The sequence below is a fragment of the Denitrificimonas caeni genome, from assembly GCF_027498055.1.
GTDB lineage: Bacteria > Pseudomonadota > Gammaproteobacteria > Pseudomonadales > Pseudomonadaceae > Denitrificimonas.
In genome coordinates this window covers 2692807-2713770 of the sequence record NZ_CP114976.1, presented here as the reverse complement: position 1 = coordinate 2713770, position 20964 = coordinate 2692807, and the positions used below count along the sequence as shown (strand labels likewise).

The 20964-nt window shown below is 50.3% G+C and carries 17 protein-coding genes; 4 read left to right on the top strand and 13 right to left on the bottom strand.

Annotated elements, in window-relative coordinates:
- Positions 1-30: 30 nt before the first annotated feature.
- Positions 31-816, bottom strand: a complete 786-nt coding sequence (locus O6P33_RS12625) for an MBL fold metallo-hydrolase (RefSeq protein ID WP_269818119.1) — start codon at positions 814-816, stop codon at positions 31-33.
- A 191-nt stretch (positions 817-1007) separates the two neighbouring features.
- Here O6P33_RS12625 and O6P33_RS12620 point away from each other — a divergent pair, with 191 nt between their 5' ends.
- Positions 1008-1724, top strand: coding sequence for a tRNA-uridine aminocarboxypropyltransferase (locus O6P33_RS12620; RefSeq protein WP_269818118.1), 717 nt, complete (start codon positions 1008-1010; stop codon positions 1722-1724).
- Between the two features lie 8 nt (positions 1725-1732).
- Here O6P33_RS12620 and O6P33_RS12615 read toward each other — a convergent pair whose 3' ends face one another.
- Positions 1733-2143: a bacteriohemerythrin gene (locus O6P33_RS12615; protein ID WP_269818117.1), complete on the bottom strand. Its 411-nt coding sequence runs from the start codon at positions 2141-2143 to the stop codon at positions 1733-1735.
- A 188-nt stretch (positions 2144-2331) separates the two neighbouring features.
- On the opposite strand from O6P33_RS12615, the gene O6P33_RS12610 reads away from it, so the two are divergent.
- Positions 2332-3207 (top strand): DMT family transporter, encoded by an 876-nt coding sequence (locus O6P33_RS12610; RefSeq protein WP_269818116.1) that lies wholly within the window; start codon positions 2332-2334, stop codon positions 3205-3207.
- Positions 3208-3220: 13 nt separating this feature from the next.
- Here O6P33_RS12610 and O6P33_RS12605 read toward each other — a convergent pair whose 3' ends face one another.
- The 9 genes from O6P33_RS12605 to O6P33_RS12565 all read right to left on the bottom strand — a co-directional run bounded on the left by O6P33_RS12605 (position 3221) and on the right by O6P33_RS12565 (position 16739).
- Positions 3221-5584 carry a response regulator gene (locus O6P33_RS12605; RefSeq protein ID WP_269818115.1) on the bottom strand — a complete coding sequence of 788 codons (2364 nt, stop codon included), beginning with the start codon at positions 5582-5584 and terminating at the stop codon, positions 3221-3223.
- 84 nt (positions 5585-5668) lie between these two features.
- Entirely contained in the window at positions 5669-6961 is a 1293-nt protein-coding gene (gene purD / locus O6P33_RS12600; protein WP_269818114.1) for a phosphoribosylamine--glycine ligase, read from the bottom strand.
- Positions 6962-6986: 25 nt separating this feature from the next.
- Entirely contained in the window at positions 6987-8594 is a 1608-nt protein-coding gene (purH, locus tag O6P33_RS12595) for a bifunctional phosphoribosylaminoimidazolecarboxamide formyltransferase/IMP cyclohydrolase (RefSeq protein ID WP_269818113.1), read from the bottom strand.
- Positions 8595-8660: 66 nt separating this feature from the next.
- Positions 8661-8918 (bottom strand): DNA-binding transcriptional regulator Fis, encoded by a 258-nt coding sequence (gene fis / locus O6P33_RS12590; RefSeq protein ID WP_269819538.1) that lies wholly within the window; start codon positions 8916-8918, stop codon positions 8661-8663.
- 52 nt (positions 8919-8970) lie between these two features.
- The gene (gene dusB / locus O6P33_RS12585) at positions 8971-9969 is read right to left on the bottom strand and encodes a tRNA dihydrouridine synthase DusB (protein ID WP_269818112.1); all 999 of its coding nucleotides are present in this window, start codon (positions 9967-9969) and stop codon (positions 8971-8973) included.
- A gap of 202 nt (positions 9970-10171) precedes the next feature.
- Positions 10172-12241, bottom strand: a complete 2070-nt coding sequence (locus O6P33_RS12580; RefSeq protein WP_269818111.1) for an EAL domain-containing protein — start codon at positions 12239-12241, stop codon at positions 10172-10174.
- A 59-nt stretch (positions 12242-12300) separates the two neighbouring features.
- The gene (locus O6P33_RS12575; RefSeq protein ID WP_269818110.1) at positions 12301-14106 is read right to left on the bottom strand and encodes a molecular chaperone; all 1806 of its coding nucleotides are present in this window, start codon (positions 14104-14106) and stop codon (positions 12301-12303) included.
- 86 nt (positions 14107-14192) lie between these two features.
- A complete protein-coding gene (gene asd, locus O6P33_RS12570) occupies positions 14193-15050 on the bottom strand; it encodes an archaetidylserine decarboxylase (RefSeq protein WP_269819537.1) in 858 nt (285 codons plus the stop codon).
- Positions 15051-15200: 150 nt separating this feature from the next.
- A complete protein-coding gene (locus tag O6P33_RS12565; protein ID WP_269818109.1) occupies positions 15201-16739 on the bottom strand; it encodes an HDOD domain-containing protein in 1539 nt (512 codons plus the stop codon).
- 113 nt (positions 16740-16852) lie between these two features.
- Here O6P33_RS12565 and motA point away from each other — a divergent pair, with 113 nt between their 5' ends.
- Complete coding sequence (gene motA, locus O6P33_RS12560) at positions 16853-17704, top strand: flagellar motor stator protein MotA (protein WP_269818108.1); 852 nt, start codon at positions 16853-16855, stop codon at positions 17702-17704.
- Positions 17705-17709: 5 nt separating this feature from the next.
- Positions 17710-18693, top strand: coding sequence for a flagellar motor protein MotB (gene motB, locus O6P33_RS12555; protein WP_269818107.1), 984 nt, complete (start codon positions 17710-17712; stop codon positions 18691-18693).
- 49 nt (positions 18694-18742) lie between these two features.
- Here motB and rsgA read toward each other — a convergent pair whose 3' ends face one another.
- Both rsgA and O6P33_RS12545 read right to left on the bottom strand, forming a co-directional pair.
- Entirely contained in the window at positions 18743-19774 is a 1032-nt protein-coding gene (gene rsgA, locus O6P33_RS12550; protein ID WP_269818106.1) for a small ribosomal subunit biogenesis GTPase RsgA, read from the bottom strand.
- Positions 19775-19836: 62 nt separating this feature from the next.
- Positions 19837-20943, bottom strand: coding sequence for a calcium/sodium antiporter (locus O6P33_RS12545; RefSeq protein ID WP_269818105.1), 1107 nt, complete (start codon positions 20941-20943; stop codon positions 19837-19839).
- Positions 20944-20964 lie beyond the last annotated feature (21 nt).

Genomic DNA, 20964 nt, shown 5'->3' with positions numbered 1-20964 from the left:
TATGCCGTGCTGGCGCGCAGAACAGTTGCTTTATTTAGGCTCGCGGTAATGTTGCTGTTCCAATACATCAATACCGCAATCAAAACTTTCGACCCAGTTTAAAAAAGCGTTGATCATTTCTTTGCCTTTAAATGGGCGTCCGTGCTGTGGCACAATCATTTCAACATCCATCTGCCGGACCATATTGGCCCACAGGTGGGTGACTTTTTTACTCACCATATAACGGCGGTGAAAACCCTCCATGGAGGGAATATGCTCAGCGAAACTGACCACAGGTTGCGCGTCATCCAGCAGCGAAGCGCCCATATCGCCAGAAAATAAAATTTTACTGGTGGGGTCGTAGAGTTGGAAGTTGCCCACGGAATGTAAAAAGTGCGCCGGAATCACTTTGAGCTTACTTTGCCCAAGCGTAAATACAGCGCCCTCATCAGGTACCGCGATTACACGCTCGCTGGTGGAAATACCATGGTTGACGGTTAAGTAACCGGCAGTGAGGTGCGGTAAAAAACGTGCCCATAATTTTGAGGTAATGACTTTGGCTTTCGTGTGTAGTAGCCACTTGTCCAGTGCCGCAATAATATCTGGGTCTTGGTGTGAGGCGAAAATATAGGTCAGATTTTGCAGAGTGATGCGTTTTGATAACTCTAGCGAGAGCGGTGTATAGGTTAAGTCACCGCCGGGATCGAGCAGTAAAGATTGGCCATTATCAGTAATTAAAAACTGATTCGATTGAATGCCGTCACCAGTGACTAAATCATCAAACATTAGGCATTGGTGATTGCCGTTATCAAATAAAACAATAGGTTCGCGACGCATAATACACTCACTTGTCAGAAGAGGGCGGGACTATGCCAGTGCTACACAGTCTAGTGCTGATTTATATCAATGCCAATGCGTTTAGAGCAAGCCTAATTGGTCGTGTAGCGGGCCATTGCCTGCCGTCAGTGGCTTTGCTAAGGCCGTCAGAAAAATCTGTTAAACTAGCGGTTTTTTACTGAGTATGGACTATGCCGCACGCAGTATCGCGTTTGCGAGAGCAACGCTTGGCGCGCAGTAAACGACCTTTTATCGCCCGTGGCGCACTGTTAGTGCGTTGCCAGCGCTGCCGTGTGAGCCTTGAGTATTGTATGTGTGCTTGGCAGCCAGACGTTGATGCGCAGAGCGCGGTCTGTTTATTGATGTACGATGCCGAACCTTTGAAGCCAACCAATACCGGCTGGCTGATTGCTGATGTAGTGCCAGATACTTTTGCCTTTACTTGGTCGCGCACTGAAGTGGATCCAGCCATTCTGGCGCTGCTGGCTGATCCGCAGTGGCAACCTTATGTGGTTTTTCCAGAAGAGTATGTGCCAGCTGAGCGGGTAGTGCATAGCGTACCCAATGCTGAGTTGCGGGCAGCAGGTAAACGACCATTGTTTGTGGTGCTAGACGGTACTTGGACAGAAGCGCGGAAAATGTTTCGTAAGTCTGCTTATCTAGCTGAGCTGCCAGTGCTGAGTTTGCATCCGGATGACATTTCTCACTACCGCTTGCGCCGTTCCACTCGCGAAGAGCATTTGTGTACTGCTGAGGTGACTGCATTGTGCTTGCATTTGGCGGATGATACTGTCGCTGCACAAGCGTTGGAGCAGTGGTTTGCGCGTTTTAGTCGGCATTATTTAGCGGGACGCAAACCACCCTCCGTGACTGAGAAAATAGCGCTGCGCAATGGTACAGCGCTATAAAACATATTTTAAATGGCGATGCCTTGGGCGCGGAAATGTGCCACATACTGCTTGTCGACTTTAAAAATATGGTTGGTTAACCAGCTTTTCAGTAGTTTTAATGCGTTGATGCCGACAGTTTCGCCCTGATCATGGCGGGTCAGTAAGTCCATCACCTGCTCACAGAAAATATTGTGCTGGGCTTTGTGCGCTGCGCTTTCCGGATAGCCTAAGCGCAGAAAGATCTCTTCCTCGACAATAAAGTGATTCATGGTGTATTCCATTAATTGCTCAAGGATAGTGCCAACCTGATCCCGCTGCGGCTCACCGCTGCTAAGTAAGGCGTGCAATTGATTGGTGGTGTCGACGAGCCAGCGGTGCTGCTGATCAATTTCATCAATGCCAACTTCAAGTTGTTCGTTCCAAGGCATAAAAAGCATGGTTATTATTCCTGTGTGTTATTTTTATAGTCTCTCTATATAGCAACAGCTTGTTTGGTTTAGCTTTGACGCGGATCAATAGAAGGTTAGGCAAAACCTTGTTTTTTATAAGGGAATTGAGCAAACAAGACTTTGCACGGTTTTGACTATATAGTTAGCCTGCTAACTAATTGGGTGATGAAGGTGTTATGAGTACGTCGCAAAGACCCTTGTATGGGGTTTTACTGGTTCTGTGTGCGGGGTTGTTATTAGCCTCCCATGATGGTGTTTCTAAGTATTTAACCCAAATCTACCCGTTGATTATGGTCATTTGGCTGCGCTATTTAGTGCAGACAGTGGTGATGGTTTTCTTGTTTTTTCCAAAAATGCGCTGGGTTATCCTGCACACACGAAGGCCTTGGCTGCAGTTAGTGCGGGCCATTAGTTTACTCAGCATTAGCCTGTTGTTTATTGGTGGACTGCGCTATATCCCCCTCGCAGAAGCAACAGCTGTGATGTTTTTAGCGCCGTTAATTGTCACAGTGCTCTCAGCCCTAGTGCTGCATGAGAAAGTCAGCACAGGGCAGTGGTGGGCGGTCAGTATTGGCTTTTTAGGGGTTATCTTTATTGTGCGTCCGGGTGGTGAGCTCTTTACGCCCGCGATCCTCTTGCCATTTACCGCGTCATTTTGCTTTGCTATTTATCAGTTGATTACGCGACGCTTGGCCAGTACCGACCATGCAGTGACCAGTAATTTCTTATCGGGGTTGTTTGGTACGCTGGCGCTCACGTTGCTGTTGCCTGGGGAATACACTTTGGCAGTTCCTGCGCTGGATATAATGTTTATGCTGCTGCTTGGGGTTCTCGCCATGACCGCACATATGCTGTTGACCATGGCTTTAAAATACTCTTCGGCAGCCACTTTAGCGCCCTTTAGCTATGGGCAAATTATATTTGCTGGAATCGTTGGTTGCTTTGCCTTTGCACAAATTCCCGATGCATTAGCCATTTTAGGTGTGGCGATTATCAGTTGCAGTGGTTTAGCCGTGGCCTATTTGCAGCACCACCAGCAGGCTGAGGAGTAGAGCTGTGGCTTGATCAGCTTTTTTCGAGGATGGCTTGTAGCTTGCCCAGCTCTATGGGCTTGGCCAAATGGCCATCCATTCCAGATTGTTTGGCGCGCAACTGATGCTCGTCGAGAACATGGGCGGATAAGGCAATTATGGTCACTGCTGGCAGCCCTTGCGCTGCTTCATATGCGCGTTGTTGTTGGGCAGCAGTAAAGCCATCCATGACCGGCATCTCACAATCCATGAGCACCAAGTCGTAGTGATTTTTTCTCAGTTTATCGAGAGCCAACTGACCGTTAGTAACCACATCAAACCGCGCTCCGAGTTTGCTCAGTAAGCCGCTGATAACTTTGACTGAGATGGCATCGTCTTCAGCAATCAGCACATGCTTAGCGCTTGCTTGTGCTGGGCGTGTGCTAAGACTAGCGGATGTGTTTTGCACCGCATTGATCAGTGTGGCCTTTAATGTAGAAGCGCTGACCGGCTTCATCAGAACGTGGCTGATACCTGCGTTGCGGGTGGCAATGGGGTCGGTATTACTGCTGCTGGTGAGCATGATTAAGCTGGCATCGGCCTTGAGCAAAGGGTCCGCTTTAATGCGTACTGCAAAAGTGATGGCGCTGGGTTTGTGGATGGTTTCACTGATTAAAATGGCGGCAAAGTGTTGTCCCTGTAGTGCTTTGTTACGCAGTAAAGCGACAGCGTCTGTTGCTGAGGTACTGGTACTGACGCGTAAGCCCCATTCAGAGCATTGCTGGGCTAAAACTTTTTGTGACAGAGCATGGCTATCGATCAGTAAAATATGCTTTTGACGCAAGATTGAATCGGCTTCCAGATGGACGGCTTGGCTGGGTTGGGCTTGTAGCGGAATACTGAAAATAAAACTGCAGCCATGGGCACTGGACTGAATACTGAACACCCCGCCCATTAGGCTAATCAGTTGCCGTGCGATGATAATGCCAAGGTTGCCGCCAATAAAAGAAGCGCTCAGCAGGTCTTTGCTGTGCAGCTGTGCTGAGCTGAGAATATGGCGCTCTTCATCACTTAAAGGTGTGCCTGTATCTTGTAAGTTAAACAGCAGTTGTGGTTGCCCTGCACCTTGTTCTACTGCAGCGCTGAGGGTGATCTCGCCTTGGGCAGTGCGCTTGAAAGCATTGTTAAGAATACTCAAGAGCACTTGGCGTAAGCGTACTGGGTCGCCCAGTAAAATTTCTGGTATCTGTGGCTGAAAAAAAACAGTTAACTCAACCCCTTGTTCGCTGGCGTTGTTGGAAAATGCTTGGGTGCATTCTTGGAGTAAGCCCGCCAGATTAAAGGGCGTGTGCGAGAGGGTAATTTGCTTGGACTCTAGGCGGGTGATGTCGAGAATCTCATTAATTAAGCTGAGTAGTTCATTACCAGAGCTTTGAATGGTTTGAGCGTAATCCCGTTGCTTGCTGGACAGGGGGGTATCCAGTAATAACGTGGTCATCCCTAAAACTCCGCTTAAGGGGGTGCGTATTTCATGGCTTATTTTCGCCAGCAGTTCGGATTTAGCACGACTTTCTGCTTGCTCGGCCGCATGCAGGTTAGAAACTTGGGTGTTTTTTTTAATTTGCTGGCGGTGCGCTTCACTGAGTCCGATGCTGATAATAATGGCGCTGACCACTAAGCTGGCAAGGGTGAGCACTACGGCGTTGTCGGCAGAGAATAACGACTCATTGCTGAGGGCTGGCCAGGCGGCTAAGAGCGGTAAGCAAAAAGTACTGAAGCCAATAAATAGCGTCCGTGCTGGCGGGTAATCGCTGTGCCATAGACGTAAGCTGCTGCCGAGTAGCATAACGCTGGAAGTGATGAGCAAGTAGTAGGTTAAGGTATGCGCGTAGCTGGTGCTTAAGGTAAGTAAGGCGATGCCACCTAAGCACAGCACACCCATATGCCGAATCAGTTGTTTGGAAAGCTTGTTAAACAGGGTTGAGGGTAAGTTTAAACTCAGGCATAGGCTGTGTAAAAACAACATGCTGAGAATCACCGAAACATAAATAAAATCGCTGTCTAAATTGAGTAAAAAAGGCGTTTGTGCCGTCAGTAATTCAGTGGAAAGAAATAAAAACAACAGTAAGAAGCTGAGGGACAGGCCAAAAGATAGGTTGCTGCGGTAGCCGGTGTATAAAAAACGGATGAGGTTATATAAAACTATACTGATGCTGCAGCCCACCAGCACGCCAATCAGTAGCGGTTGTGTACTGTTTAACCCAGGCTCAGAGACTGGGTACTGGGAGAATATTTTTAGTACTGCTGCCGCGTCTAACGAAAATACTTGGGCGTAATAACGCGGGATGCTGAACAGCAAAAACAGTGAGCCGATCAGCAAGCTAATAATCAAGGTGAGGGTAAGGCGGATAGGATGCATAGTTCGTAATCAACGCCTCGTCAGAGTTGTGCCATTGCTGCCCAGCCGGCAATTAAACAGTGCTGGGCAGTAGGCGTGGTGCTGTTACTTTTGCTGTTCACGCGCTATGGCACGGTAGCCGATATCTTTACGGTAAAAGCAGCCGTCCCAGCTGATTTTCTCAGCCAGCTGGTAAGCGTTGGCTTGCGCCTCGGCAACGGTATCACCCATGGCCGTGGCGCAGAGGACGCGACCACCGGTATTAATGATCTTGCCGTCTTTGAGGCTACTGCCCGCGTGGAATACTTTACCCTCCAGCTTGGCCGCCGCATCTAAACCATGAATCTCATGGCCCGCGCTATAGCCGTCAGCTGGGTAGCCGCCAGAGGCTAGAACGACGCCGAGGCTTGGGCGTGGATCCCATTGGGCTTCTACTTTATCAAGGGCCTTGGCTAAGGCAGCTTCAATCAGCAGAGTTAAGCTGGACTCTAAACGCAATAAAATCGGCTGAGTTTCTGGGTCGCCAAAACGGCAGTTGTACTCAATGATTTTTGGTGCGCCGTCTTTATCGATCATCAAACCGGCATACAAGAAGCCAGTATAGACATTGCCTTCGGCGGCCATACCGCGCACGGTTGGGTAGATGATTTCATCGAGCACGCGCTGGTGTACTGCATCAGTCACCACTGGCGCAGGGGAGTAAGCACCCATGCCACCGGTGTTCGGACCGGTATCACCGTCACCCACCCGCTTGTGGTCTTGACTAGTAGCCATGGGTAAGACGTTTTCGCCATCGACCATGACAATAAAGCTGGCTTCTTCACCGTCTAAAAACTCTTCAATCACCACGCGCGAACCGGCATCGCCGAAAGCATTGTCAGACAGCATGTCAATCACTGCTGCTTCTGCTTCTGCTAACGTCATGGCGACGATCACCCCTTTACCAGCAGCCAAACCGTCGGCTTTAACCACAATGGGTGCGCCTTGCTCACGGATATAGGCCAGCGCGGGCTCCACTTCTGTAAAGTTAGCGTAGTTGCTGGTGGGAATATTATGGCGGGCAAAGAAGTCTTTGGTGAAGGCTTTCGAACCTTCCAGTTGTGCTGCGGCAGCGGTGGGGCCATAAATATCCAGATTGCGTTTGCGGAATGTATCCACTACACCCGCCACCAATGGTGCTTCAGGGCCAACAATGGTCAGGGCAACACTATTTTGCTCAGCAAAATCAGCCAGCTGGTCAATGGCCAAAACATCAATGGCGACGTTTTCGCATTTGGCTTCAGTGGCGCTACCGGCGTTGCCTGGCGCGATAAAAACCTTTTCAACACGTGGGTCTTGCGCGACTTTCCATGCTAAAGCATGTTCGCGTCCGCCATTACCGATAATTAAAATATTCATAGAAAACGGTCCTCAAAAGAGCAAATTAGTGGCGGAAGTGACGCATGCCGGTGAATACCATGGCAATGTCAGCTTCATCTGCTGCGGCGATCACTTCTTCGTCACGCATGGAGCCGCCGGGCTGGATTACTGCACGAATACCCACTTTGGCGGCGTTATCTAAGCCGTCACGGAAGGGGAAGAAGGCATCTGAGGCCATTACTGCTCCGGCCACTTCTAAGCCGGCCTGCTCAGCTTTAATCGCGGCAATACGGGCAGAGTTAACGCGGCTCATTTGGCCGGCGCCTACACCCACGGTTTGACGGTTTTTCGCATAGACAATGGCATTGGATTTTACAAACTTGGCTACTTTCCAAGCAAAGATCAGGTCGTGAATTTCTTGCTCAGTGGGAGCACGGCGCGTGACGACTTTTAGATCAGCGGCGCTGATCATCTCAATGTCGCGGCTCTGTACCAAGAGGCCACCGTTGACGCGCTTGTAATCCCAGCTCGGGCTGCGCTGCGCTGGCCATTGGCCGCACTCTAAGAGACGCACGTTAGCTTTGCTGGCCACCACATCACGGGCGGCTTGGCTGATGCTAGGGGCAATAATCACTTCAACAAACTGACGCTCAACAATGGCTTGCGCCGTGTCGCCATCGAGCTCGCGGTTAAACGCAATGATGCCGCCAAAGGCTGATTCACTATCAGTGGCGTAGGCCAAGTCATAGGCTTTACGAATACCGCCTTCGGCGTCTGTAGCAACAGCAACACCGCACGGATTAGCGTGCTTAACGATCACGCAGGCAGGCTTAACAAAGCCTTTGACGCACTCAAGGGCGGCATCGGTATCGGCAACGTTGTTAAACGACAACTCCTTACCTTGCAGTTGCACGGCACTGGCGATGCTGGCTTCGGCTGGATTGGCTTCGGTGTAGAAGGCCGCTTTTTGGTGCGGGTTCTCACCGTAGCGCATGTCTTGCGCTTTAATAAATTGACTATTAAAAGTGTTCGGGAAGTCTGCGCGCTGCTCGGTGCTCAGCGTCGTTGCGGACTGATCAATGCTGCCCAAGTAGTTCGCAATCATGCCGTCATACGCTGCGGTGTGCTCAAAGGCTTTGAGTGCCAGATTAAAGCGTTGCGCATAGCTGAGGCCGCCTTGCTTTAAACTCTGAATAATGTCGGCGTAATCCGCAGTGTTGACCACAATGGCCACATCTTTATGGTTTTTAGCGGCACTGCGCACCATGGTGGGGCCGCCAATATCGATATTTTCAATGGCGTCTGGCAGGCTGCAGTCAGGCTTAGCCACTGTGGCGGCAAAGGGGTAGAGGTTGACTGCCACCAGATCAATGGGCTTGATGCCGTGCTCAGTCATAACCGCTGCGTCGATATCGCGACGGCCTAAAATACCACCGTGAATTTTCGGGTGCAGAGTTTTCACCCGGCCATCCATCATTTCCGCAAAACCGGTGTAGTCCGCCACTTCAATCGCAGGGATTGCATTATCTTTGAGCAGTTTAAACGTGCCGCCAGTGGAGAGGATTTCTACCCCTAAGGCATCCAGTTCTTTGGCAAATTCAACAATACCTGTTTTGTCAGAAACACTGATTAAAGCACGACGAATAGAGGTTTTTGCAGTGTGGTCAGTCATTGGTTTTCCTAGCTATAAACGGCAAGCAGCACAGAGCCTAAGGGTAGGGGTGTGCAGGGTTGGATGTTAAAGAAGATTGTACTGTTTCAGCTTTTTACGCAGTGTGCCTCGGTTTAAGCCGAGCATTTCTGATGCGCGGGTTTGGTTGCCTTGCACATGCTGCATTACTGAGGCAAATAACGGTGCTTCAACCTCGCTTAACACTAGGTTGTAGACGTCATTGACATGGGCGCCATCTAAGTGGGCGAAATAGTCTTGCAAAGTTTTTTCGACACAGGCACGTAACGTCAGGTGTTCGGTGCTTTTTATAGTGGCAAGCGGCATAGTGTTTTTTGTCACGGCAGATATCTCATAGCTGAACGTTTTATCATTAGCATCATGCAGCGTCTGTTAAGCCTAGACTGCGAAGGTGATTAAAAAAACCTTGAATCTGGTCTTTTTGCGCATTCTCGCAATCGAGCTGATTAAACGTTGAACGAAATTGTTGTGCGCCCGGTAGTGCAGACAAATACCAGTGCGTATGTTTTCTAGCAATGCGGACACCCATAGGTTGGCCATAAAACGCATGCAGAAGGTCTAGATGTTCAAGCAAAATTAATTCTAAGGCCTGCAGACTGATCGCCGGTAACAGCTCACCTGTGGCTAGAAAATGATTTATTTCTTGAAAAATCCAAGGCCGTCCTTGGGCTGCGCGGCCAATTAATAAGCCATCTGCGCCTGTGTAATCCAGCACTTGGCGAGCCTTTAAGGGGCTATCGATATCGCCATTAGCAAACACAGGAATGGACACAGCCTCCTTGATGAGGGCAATAGTATCGTATTCGGCGTCACCATTATAGCGGTCTGCGCGGGTGCGGCCATGTACCGCAAGGGCGTTGATGCCTGTTTGCTCGGCAATTTTAGCGATTGTCACGCCATTTTTATTGGCCTGATCCCAGCCGGTACGGATTTTTAAGGTCACAGGCACATCCACTGCGGCACGCACCGCTTGCAGAATTTGTGCAACCAGCGGCTCATCTTTTAACAGTGCTGAGCCGGCGGCTTTACTGCACACTTTTTTGGCCGGGCAGCCCATATTAATGTCGATAATGTGGGCGCCTAAAGCTACGCATTCTTGTGCAGCATGGGCCAGCATTTGTGGGTCAGCGCCTGCGATCTGCATGGAGCGCGGCTGGGGATCGTCGTCAGACAGTAAGCGTAGACTGGATTTGCGGCTGCCCCATAAGCGAGTATCGCTGGTGAGCATTTCTGAGACAGTCAGGCCAGCCCCGAAACGCGCGCAAAGCTGGCGTTGTGGGCGATCAGTCACGCCTGCCATGGGCGCGAGAATCAGGTTGTTAGCTAATGTGTAGGAACCAATACGAACCATCGACATGGACTGTCCAGCCTGCGCGCACGAAAAGGAAAGATAAAATGAGCGGCTATGATACCCGCTGCAACCCTATGGATAAAGCATCTAGAAAAATGTTGTGATGAACGGGGCGAGTGCAGCGCACTCTAGCTCAGGGCAATACCGCTCTGGTATTAAGGCAACTGTAGAGCAGCCCTTGGTTGAGTAGCCCTACAGCACTACTGTTTTAGTCATCATTGGTGGAAAAATCATAATTCATTGCTTGGCTTGGGCCTTGCAAATAATGGCCTTGGATATAGTTGACTCCAGCCTGCCAGAGCACTGATAAGACGCTGGCGCTTTCAACAAAGGGCACGATACTTTGCTTGTGTTGCGCATGCAGTGTGGCGAGCATTTCCTTGAGGATTTCTTGGTCATCAACATTGCTCAGCTCTTTGGTGAATGAGCCGTCGATTTTGACAAAATCAATCTCTAAGTGCCTTAACGTATTAAACGGATTTAAGGTGCAACCAAACTGACCAAGGGCAATTTGGCAGTGTAGGGCGCGTAAGCCTTCGGTCAGCTGCTTGGCTTGCTTGAGGTAGGCAACAGCGTCGGTTTCACGAATCTGCACAATAATTGAATCGGCAGGTAGACGCGAGGCTTTGAGGGCAATGCTGAGCCACGGCAACAAGCTCGGATCTTGTAGGCTAGCGCTGGATAAGTGGATAAACAGGCGCGTGTGATTGCCTTTACTGCGGTGTTCAGTAAGCAGTTTTATCGAGTTGAGTAAAACCCAGCGATCAATTTTTTCTGCTAAACCAGCAGAGATAGCTGCATTTAAAAAGTCTAAGGGCGGTATTTCTTCGCCTTGCGGATTGACCAAGCGCAAGAGCACTTCGTATAGCTCATCCTGATCGCCGCGCAAATTAATAATGGGCTGGAACAACAGTTTAAAGCTGTTATTGGCTAAAGCTTGTTGCACCATGGCAACGATATCACCGCTGTTGGCCGCAGCAGCAAGATCATCGGCCGGGTTATAAACTTTGAGGTCATTGCCTTGGGTTAACTGATCGGCGCAGTCATGGGCGCGCTTGAGTACCTGCGAGGCTTTGGCCGTTTTCTCATTGAGGCCGGCGACCCCAATAGTGAAGGTGACTTGTGCAGTGCGGCCATTGATATCAAAGAGCTGAGCTTCGGTTTTTTGCAATAGACTGCGCAGCTCCGCTTCGTGCTGTTCTGGTGTGGTCTGGGCAATCAGCACACTGAAAGCATCATCGGAGAAACGGGCAATTTGTGATTCAGCGCTGAGTTGCTGGCGCAACATGTTGGCCAGTTGGCTTAGCAGTAAGTCAATTCCAGCTAGACCTAAATCAGTCTGCAAGGAGGCATAGTGATCAATTTTAATATATGCCAAGCTGGCGGGCTGACCGACATTTACTGCGCGCTCCGCCGCAGTGTCTAACAGCTCTAAAAAGTGTTGGCGGTTATAGAGGCCAGTGACCAGATCTTGGCTACTGATTTCACGCAGTTTCTCTTCAAGTTCAGCATTGTCGTTGGCAGTACGGATAACCACCTGTACGCAGGGCTCACCGTCGTATTGTGCTGGTGAAAAGCTCATGCATGCCTTAAAGGGCTCTGCGGCGGCAGTTTCGCCAGTGCAGCTGAACTCTGCGCGGCCCTCTTCACTGCGGTAACCCTTTAAAAAGCTCTTAAAGTCACCTTGATCATGGGCGGCAATTAAATCAATCATTGGCATACCTTCCATTTCGTCTGGATCGGTATAACCAAATAGCTGCAGATACGCGGCGTTGGCGTAAATATGCATGCCGTCGTGTACGTAAGCGATGGCATCCACTGAACTGTCTAAGAGTAATTGACAGCGTTTTTCGGTTTCGCGCAAAGCCACTTCAATGGCACGGCGTGTGCGCCGCTCTTCGAGATTGCCCAGCTCGCGCTTAGCCACTAAAATTAAGCGTTGATCTTCGCCGTGTGGCACTGCGTCTTGGGCACCCAACTCGAGGGCTTCGGTGAGCTCCTCAGAGCAGGGGTTTTCGGTGAGCTGAATAAAAGAAATATCGCGCGCTGTCCGCTGAATCGTTTTCAGCACTGTCATGGGCTCCACATTGTCGCTGTGGTGGGCAGCAATGCATAAATCCCAAGTGCTTTTCAGCGTTTCATTGAGGTCGTCCACCGAGCTGATGCGGTGCGCGCGGGTTGCATGGCCGGCGTCACGGAACAGGCTGACCAAGCGTTCAGCTTCATTTTCAGAGTCTTCTAAAATGAGGAGGCGAATAGTTTTTCTATCAGTAGCCATAATTACCATCAAGGTGCGCAGAGCACATATTTAAAGCGTCTATATAAGTTGCCGAGAATCTACAGAGACTTCCAAAGTGAGTCAAAGTCTTCGTGTTTAGTCAGCTCTTTTACTGTTGGAGTTGTGCGCGGTGTCTCTACTGGTTGGCTGACGGTAAGTAAACGGTATTCAAATTGACAGATGCTGCCAGTATGTAGCGAGCGTTTGGTTAAAATTGCTTTGAGCTCTTTACCTTGTTGATTAATGGCAACTTTATGGCCCTCCTGAAAAGGTATGCGCGGGGCAATAACACTGGCTGGGCGTGATAATGCAGGTATTTCCGGAACCAGTAAAGCACGTAAAAATAGGCTGGATTTTTCATTGTTACGCAGCAGTTGCAAGCCGCAAGGCTGCGCATTAGGGGCGATCAATTCAATGCCTATTTGCGTACTGGCGGTGCCCACCTGGCGAATCCATCGAATCACAGCGGTAGCCCATGGTTTATCCTTGCTTTCACGCAAGGCAATGATTTCACCGGCCTGCAATTGTGGCGGCGCTTGTTCATGCCAGACTAGGCAGTAGCCGCCAGGGCTGTGGTTAACAATATCCAAGGTGTAGATTGGATACAGTTTGGCAGAGCTTGCTTGTGTTTCTGCAGTACTTTCTGCTGGGTTTTCGCTGCTGGGCGGCGGAGCTTCATATTCAATTAAGTCGGTCAAGAGAGGGTCTTTTTCAGCGGCAATTTCAGCATCAATGGCGTTGGCCCAAATGTCGGGTGGGCTGTTATCCGTTTGGTACTCAACCAGCGCAACCTGCTGCAATTTGAGTGTGCTCTCGAAGGTTTCCTGTCCTGCTAAGTAGTAGTGCACTGCGCTCATGCCTAAGCAGATCTGCAGCGTGCCTTTGCTGCTAATACGGTGAAAATCACGTTTGGCAATATCCCCCCAAGCGCTGCATAACTGAGCAAGCAGGGTGCTGGACATGCTCTCGGGGACGTCGATGCGCTTTTTGATTTTTTTGTTTTCGAGTGACTGCTGATATTCAACCAGAGCTTCAGCTAAGTCTTGGGTGTTAAAGCCAAGTCGGGCAGCGTTGTTATCGTCTGCCAGTAACTCTTTATAGCGCGGTGGTGCATCACTATTGAGGTTGACGACAAATAAACTGCTGGGTAATTCAGCTTTTTGCAAGGTGGCTAAATGGCACCAGTTGGGCAGGGTGAGGCCGACAATAGCAATGTCGCTTTGACGCATTTGGTTAACCCGCGAACAGCTTAATAACAGCGCACAACTATAGGCCGCCTCAACACTCTGCTCAGAGAGGTTGGTGAGCAGTGCATCCCGTATGGGCTGGGTATGTACATTATTTTTGCGGGCGATCCAGTACACCTGATGCAGCTCAAGCCAGAAGTTAGTTACGGCAGGGTAGTAGAGCTGGTAGGTGCGCACCAAGGAGGCATACATACTGTGCATGGTGCGCTGCAATGCTAATGCCAGAGTTGTACCGCGCTGACCAATGCTATCAATAATAGCGATTTTGTAACCTGTGGTGAGGTGGTTTTGTAAGGCTTGGCTGAGGTTGGCGACTTTTTGTGCACGCTCATCAAGCATCACTGAGTTATTTAAAAAATGTCGACCCAGCTGTGCGTTAATAAACATCACCTCTGGGCGCAATAGCTCGAGCAGTTGTACACGATTATCAGCGCTGGTTTTGAACTGGTTAAGCTCAATGAGAGCCTGATACAGCAAGCGTGCAGTCTCACCAATATTGGCTTTGGGTAAGTTTTGGATCCATAGCTTTAAATCACGCACGCTGGGCTTACAGAACGCTAAATGGGTTTGTTCTGGAGTGGGCACGCGTAAGCGTAATTTTAGGCTTGGTGTATCCATTAGGCTTTCCTATTTAAATCAGCAACGGCTGCTGCACGACTTGCTAGTGCGACACACTAATCAGTCTCAATTGTACATCGCGGCACTTAAATTTCTACAGCAAGACGCTGACCCACTTGTACAGCACTGGTCTCTTGGAGGGCATCGTCCCATGCTACATGATTGGGCCCGAATAAGACTATGGCGGTAGAGCCCAGCTTGAAGCGACCAAGCTCGGCACCTTTTTCTAGGGTAATAGGTTGGCGTGCTGCTTGGCTGTAATCGTAAGTGCGCAAGCTGCGCAGTGGCGGCGTCACCTGTCCGGCCCAAACAGTTTCGATACTGGCAACAATCATCGCCCCCACTAAAACCACGGCCATCGGGCCTTGTTCGGTATCGAAGATACAAGCCACTCGCTCGTTGCGGGCGAACAGCTCGGGCACATTTTCAGCAGTGGTTTGGTTGACGGAAAATAAACGTCCTGGGATGTAAACCATCTCGCGTAAAATACCGGTTAACGGCATATGCACACGGTGATAATCCTTAGGTGATAAATAAACAGTGGAGAAGCTGCCGCCCATAAAGGGTGCCGCACGCTCGGCATCGCCACCTAATAATTCTAACAGGCTGAAGCTGTGGCCTTTGGCTTGGAAGATGCGTCCGTGCTCGATGCTACCCAATTGACTAATGGCACCATCGGCAGGGCTTAATACTGCTTTTTCACTGTTGTCTAGGGGACGCGCGTCCTCCTTCAGTGAACGGGTGAAAAAGTCGTTAAAATGGCGATAGGCGCTGGGGTCTTCCAGCAGCGCTTCGCTCATATTGACTTGATAACGCTTAATAAACCAAGCAATTAAACGGTTTTTAAACCAAGGTGTTTGGCATTCAGCCAAGCGCCCAATGAGTCGCGACAACGTGTGGTGCGGCAATATATATTGCATAAAAATAAATAGACGTTGCTTAATGTCCATGTACTAAAAGCCCTTAGTTGCAAATGAGTCGAATAACATTCAAATGAATAGATTCAGTGTAACGAAAATTATCTAGCTATGAGTATATATTAATCAGGAGTGTGCTTGATTGCCCAGCCCAACGCTTTGCTGGGCGGTTACTGGTTAGCGCTGCTCATGCTGTGGTGCGCTGAAAATTAATAATCCCCGTTCGATGCACTGCAAGGTTTTTTTAAAGGCCTGCACTGTGGTTGAGTGCAGGTTATTGGATGACTGATCGGCAGCAATGAGCATGACCACTCTGCGGCCGTTAGATAAAGAAGCCAGTAGCCAGTGACTGTCATTGAAAACCTGAGTGAGCTCGCTGGGTAAGTGCGGGCCGATGCGTGCGCGGTTGCTGTCGCTGAGTGCTAACTGGCTGGCTTGCTTAAGTAAATGCGCAGTGACAGGGTTCGCCGCGAGGGTAAAGATGCGCGGCAGTTGCTCTGTTGGTATGCCTTGCAACTGTGCGACCTGCACCTGCTGCCCAAGCTTGTCGAGCATCATGATACAAATACGCTGCATACCGCAGGACGCTAGAGCTTGGCTGATGCGTTGAATAAGCTGCACTGTATTGCTAAAGGGTGAAGGCGAGCGCAACAGCTCAGCACAATGACTGCGCCACAGCGCTAAATCTGCAGTGGACGGTGCTGGTGCTGAGTCTTGCACTGTGGGTTGCTGCAGACGCTGGGTTGCCCATGGCCAGAGCAAGGCTTGCGCCGGCTGCCAAAGGTCATGATGCCTTTGTAAGCGCGCATGATTTACTGCGAGCTGGTGGGTGGTTTGCTGCACACTGGCAAGGTCTTGCTTTAAATACAGGCTGATTAAGCGTTGCCAGCGCAAGCATTGCTCATTGCCCCAACTGTTATGTGCGGCAATAACCAGACCACAGGTGAAGACTAGAGTGTTGGCCGGACGATTGAGCCAGTTATTGAGCAGCGGTTGCTGGTCAAGCTTTTGCTGCTGCAATAGAGGTTGCTCTGTTTGTCTGGCGATGTGTAGGGCACGGACCAACTGCTGCGGATTTTCGCTGAGTAGGCGATAGCCCTCAATGACCCAAAGGGGGAGTTGCCAGTGCTCCGCAAGGCCTAAACACAGAGCTGTGAGCGGCATGCCAAGCAATTCGCGCTCGACTTGTTCGGCCGGCTCGTTATTGCCTAAAACGCGCTGCTCCCACTGCGCAAAGAACTCCGGGTGACGGGTTAACAGCGGCCAAGCTGGGGATAAGAAAAGTAAGCTGCCCCAGTGGATCTCTTGCCACAAGCGTGCCATCCGCGTACTAAACAGGCCGACCGCTTGAATATTTAAGTGCTGGCCAATCAGCCACACTTGACGCAAGGCCTGGGGGATTTCGCTTATATCACTGTCTTGCAAACTGTTGAGCAATGTCGAGCAGCGCTGTAAGCCTAGGCGTGACAGTGCGTTCTCAAGGGTTTGCACCGGTTCAGCTAAAGAGCTGCGACTGCGATTGGCTTCGCGCATTAGAATAAACGCGATAGTTGGCGCACGGCTGATGACTTTGGCGATCTCACGCAAGGAGTTGCTGGGGTTTTTTAGCGCCTGCAAAGCTAGCTCGCGGTGTGCCTTATAAACTGGCAGCCGAGTGTTATCCAGTTTTTTTATCCACTGAATTAAGATTTCGTTTTGAGGTACAATGAACGCCATAAATATTTCAGCCTATTGACTGTAGCCGTAATGGCATAATAGCAGCATAATGACGGGTGTTTACAAAGGCTGTCATCTTATTACCCGAACTCAGGCAGTGTACGGCTTATTTTATGGTAAAAATACTTGGAATTATTGTTGTTTTCGCCAGTGTTTTGGCAGGTTTTGTACTGTCTGGCGGGAAAATAGCCTCTATTATTCAGCCCTTTGAGGTGCTGATTATTGGGGGGGCCGCACTGGGTGCTTTTCTACAGGCTAACCCCAGCAGTACTTTTATGCAGGTGCTGAAGAAATCCTTGAGCATGTTCAGTGGTCGCTTTAATAAGGCGCTTTACCTTGATGTGCTGAAAATGCTCTATGAAATACTCAATAAAAGTCGCCGTGAAGGCATGATGGCGATTGAGGCAGACATTGAAGACCCAGCCGCCAGCCCAATTTTCAGTAAGTACCCCGCTTTGCTTAAAGACCAGCGCATGACTGAGTTTGTTTGCGATTATTTACGCATCATGTCCACCGGTAATATGGCCCCCCATGAGTTCGAGGGCTTATTTGACATGGAGTTGACCAGTTTAAAAGAAGACCTTGATCATCCAGGGCATGCCGTGACTACCGTTGCTGACGGTTTGCCAGGCTTTGGTATTGTGGCGGCGGTGTTGGGAATTGTCGTGACCATGGCGATGCTGGGTGAAGCAGAGCAGGCCGCTTTAGGTCAGCACGTGGGCGCGGCGCTGGTGGGAACATTCTTAGGTATTTTAGCGGCCTATGGTTTTTTTGGCCCGCTAGCAACCAGCTTGGCGCATGAGGCCAAAGAAGAACTGAATCTGTATGAAGCCATTAAGGCAACCTTGGTGGCTTCATCCTCAGGGATGCCGCCCAGCTTGGCTGTCGAGTTTGGCCGTAAGGTTTTATATGGCGCGCATCGACCAACATTCGTTGAGTTGGAGCAGGCAGTGCGAGGCGGCTGAAGTCCATGGATACTAATCAGCCCATTATTGTTAAACGCGTTAAAAAAATTGCTGCAGGCCGCCACGGTGGCGCCTGGAAAATTGCTTTTGCTGACTTCGCTGTCGCTATGATGGCGTTTTTCTTGGTGATGTGGCTGATGTCATCGGCAACTCCCGAGCAGAAAAAAGCCATCTCCGGCTACTTCCAAGACCCCATCGGTTTTTCTGAAAGTGCCAGTCCCTATGTGATTGATTTGGGCGGTACACCAACCCCCGCACCGGATCGAACCCTCAACCCAGAGTTAAACGAAGAAATCACTCCCGGAGAGCAGCCGCTCAATGCATTGCAGGCTGAGCAGCTTTTTGAGCAAGCCGAGCGCGAGCGTCTAGATATTTTATTGGTTGAGTTGCAGCGCAAAATTAACGACGACTTTGATCTGCAGCCCTACAAAGAACAAATCTTGATGGATATTTCCCGCGATGGCCTGCGCATTCAGATTGCTGATGCAGCCAATCGGCCGATGTTTGATTTAGGCAGTGCGCGCTTGCAGCCGTACTTTGAAGATATCTTATTTATCATGGCCGACACTATTCGTGATGTGCCAAATAAAATCAGTGTTGGCGGTCATACGGATGCCAAGCGCTTTGCCAGTGACAGTGGTTTTGGCAACTGGGAGTTGTCCGCTAACCGCGCCAATGCTGCGCGCCGCGCCTTGCATGCGGGTGGGTTAGGTGATGATAAAATTGCCCGTGTTGCTGGGTATGCGTCCTCGATCCCCTATGATCCGGCTGATCCTGACAGCCCTAGCAATCGCCGCATTGATATTTTAGTGCTGACAAAACGTGCGTTGGATGGGATTGAGGGTGAGCAGGGGGATAACAAAGGAGCCTCTGAAACTGCGTCGGCTGCCATAAGCAATGCTGCGGCCACAACGCCAACTAAACCGATGCGAGACAAGCTTAACGTGTTTGAAAAAGGTGTTTTGCAGTTTGAAGATGTCGATGGCTAAGCTGCCAGCCTAGGATCTTGTCTACTAGGCTGGCGTTTAGCGCGTTGGCTTAATACTGCTCTTGGCTGATGCCACTAATAATATGCTTGAAACTGGCCAGACGCTGAGTGCTAATTTTACCTGCAGCGACTGCCTCCAGTAGTGCGCAACCCGGCTCATGTTCATGACTGCAGTTACGAAAGCGGCAATGCCCAAGAAACTCTTGGAATTCAAAGAAGCCTGCTTCCACATCGGCAACACTGACATGGCCCAAGCCAAACTCACGAATGCCTGGTGAGTCAATCAGCTGACCACCCGAGGGAAAGTGAAACAAGCGCGCTGTGGTTGTGGTGTGGGTCCCCTTACCGGTGAGCTCAGAGAGAGCACCGACTCGCGTGTCGGTGTCCGGGAGTAAGCGATTGACTAAGGATGACTTACCCACCCCTGACTGCCCAACAAAGACGCTGACTCGATTGTTGAGCTGCGCTTGCAGCTGCTCAAGACCATCACCGGAGTACGCTGAAACCTCTAATAGTGGATAGCCGAGACTGTGGTAGGTATTGAGTAGGTTGTGCGCCCGCGAGCTGCCACTAGGGTCGAGTAAGTCTGATTTGTTGAGCAGGAGTAATGGCTTAATCCCCGCATGCTCAGCAGCAATAATATAGCGGTCAATCAGGTTGGCATGTGGCTCAGGGAGTGGAGCAAAGACAATGACAATTAAGTCCACATTGGCTGCCACAGGTTTGAGGGTGCCGCGAGAATCCGGGCGACGCAACTCACTGTGGCGCGGCAGTTGCGCGACAATAATACCTAAGCCTTGATTGCCTGGGCGCCACACCACGCGGTCGCCAGTCACTAGGGCTGGCAAATTAGCACGCAAGTAACAACGGTAGGTTTGCCCTGCTAGCTCAGGGGCTTCAGCCTCTACTTCGACCTGTACGCCAAAGTGGGCAATGACTAGACCGTGTTGCTCAACGCCCAGATCACCGCCTTCCAGCTCCTCAAGGGTGCGCTCTTCGCGTTTAGCAGCGCGCGCCAGACGCTCATCTTGGATTTTATTAATGCGCCAACCTTGGCGACGATTCAGTGTGCGTTTGGCCATACAAAACTCATTTAATAGGTGCGCATGAAGGCTGTGCTAAACACTCAGCACAGCTTGGAGGGTTAGTTGCTATCAATGGGCAAGCCGCGCTGAATACGCCAAGCGCGGGCGGCAATAACCAAAAGAGTGATTGCGGTTAAAGGTACCACATAGCCAAGCATTGCATCGGCAAAGGCGTTGGCAAAGGTGTCGCCCTTGCTTTGCATGATGAGGTAGGCGGTGTAGGCCACGTAGTAGCCTAAAAATAATGCACCTTCCCAGCGACTGATGCGGTAGCCGGCAAAGAAAATAGGTAAGCAGGCGACCAGCACAGCCAGCATCACCGGAAAGTCAAAATCAATGGCGCTTTGTGCGATGGCGATTTTTTCTGGGGAAACTAAGCCCGCTAAGCCCAGCACCGCGAGCAGGTTAAATAAGTTACTGCCAACAATATTCCCTACGGCAATATCGCGCTCACCTTTCCAGGCTGCAATTAACGAAGTGGCCAGCTCTGGTAGTGAAGTGCCGACGGCGATGATGGTTAAGCCAATCACCAGCTCAGATAAGCCTAAGGCTTGTGCAAGGCTGACAGCACCGGTTACCAGTAAGTTAGAGCCACCCACCAGTAGTGCTAAACCTGCTAAAACATAAGCGGTATTAATCAGTGAAGCAAAGCGGTGGGGGTTGACCTGTGCACTGTATTCGTCATCGATATCGGCTGCTTGACCAGGGCGCCAGGCTCTTAAACTGCTGACAATTAAGTAGCCGGTATAGGTGACAATACAAGCAAATAAAATCAACCCGTCAAGGCGGCTGTAGCTGCCGTCTAGAGCTAAAAACCAAGCAAGAAAACCGGCGGCAATCATAATCGGCACATCAAAGCGCACCAGCTGGCGAGACACCAGTAAAGGAGTGATCAGCGCTGATAGGCCTAAGACCACCAGTACGTTAAAAATATTACTGCCAATGACGTTACCAATCGCAATATCACCTTGCCCCAGAAATGCTGACTGGGTGCTGACCGCCATTTCTGGTGCGCTGGTACCAAAGGCCACCACGGTTAAGCCGATGATGAGTGGTGAAATACCAAAGCGAGCGGCTAAACGAGCAGCGCCGCGCACTAATACTTCAGCACCAAGCACAAGTAAAATAAAGCCGCCGATCAGGTAAACAAAGGTAACAATAGACATGCAAAAGCTCCAACTCTTTGA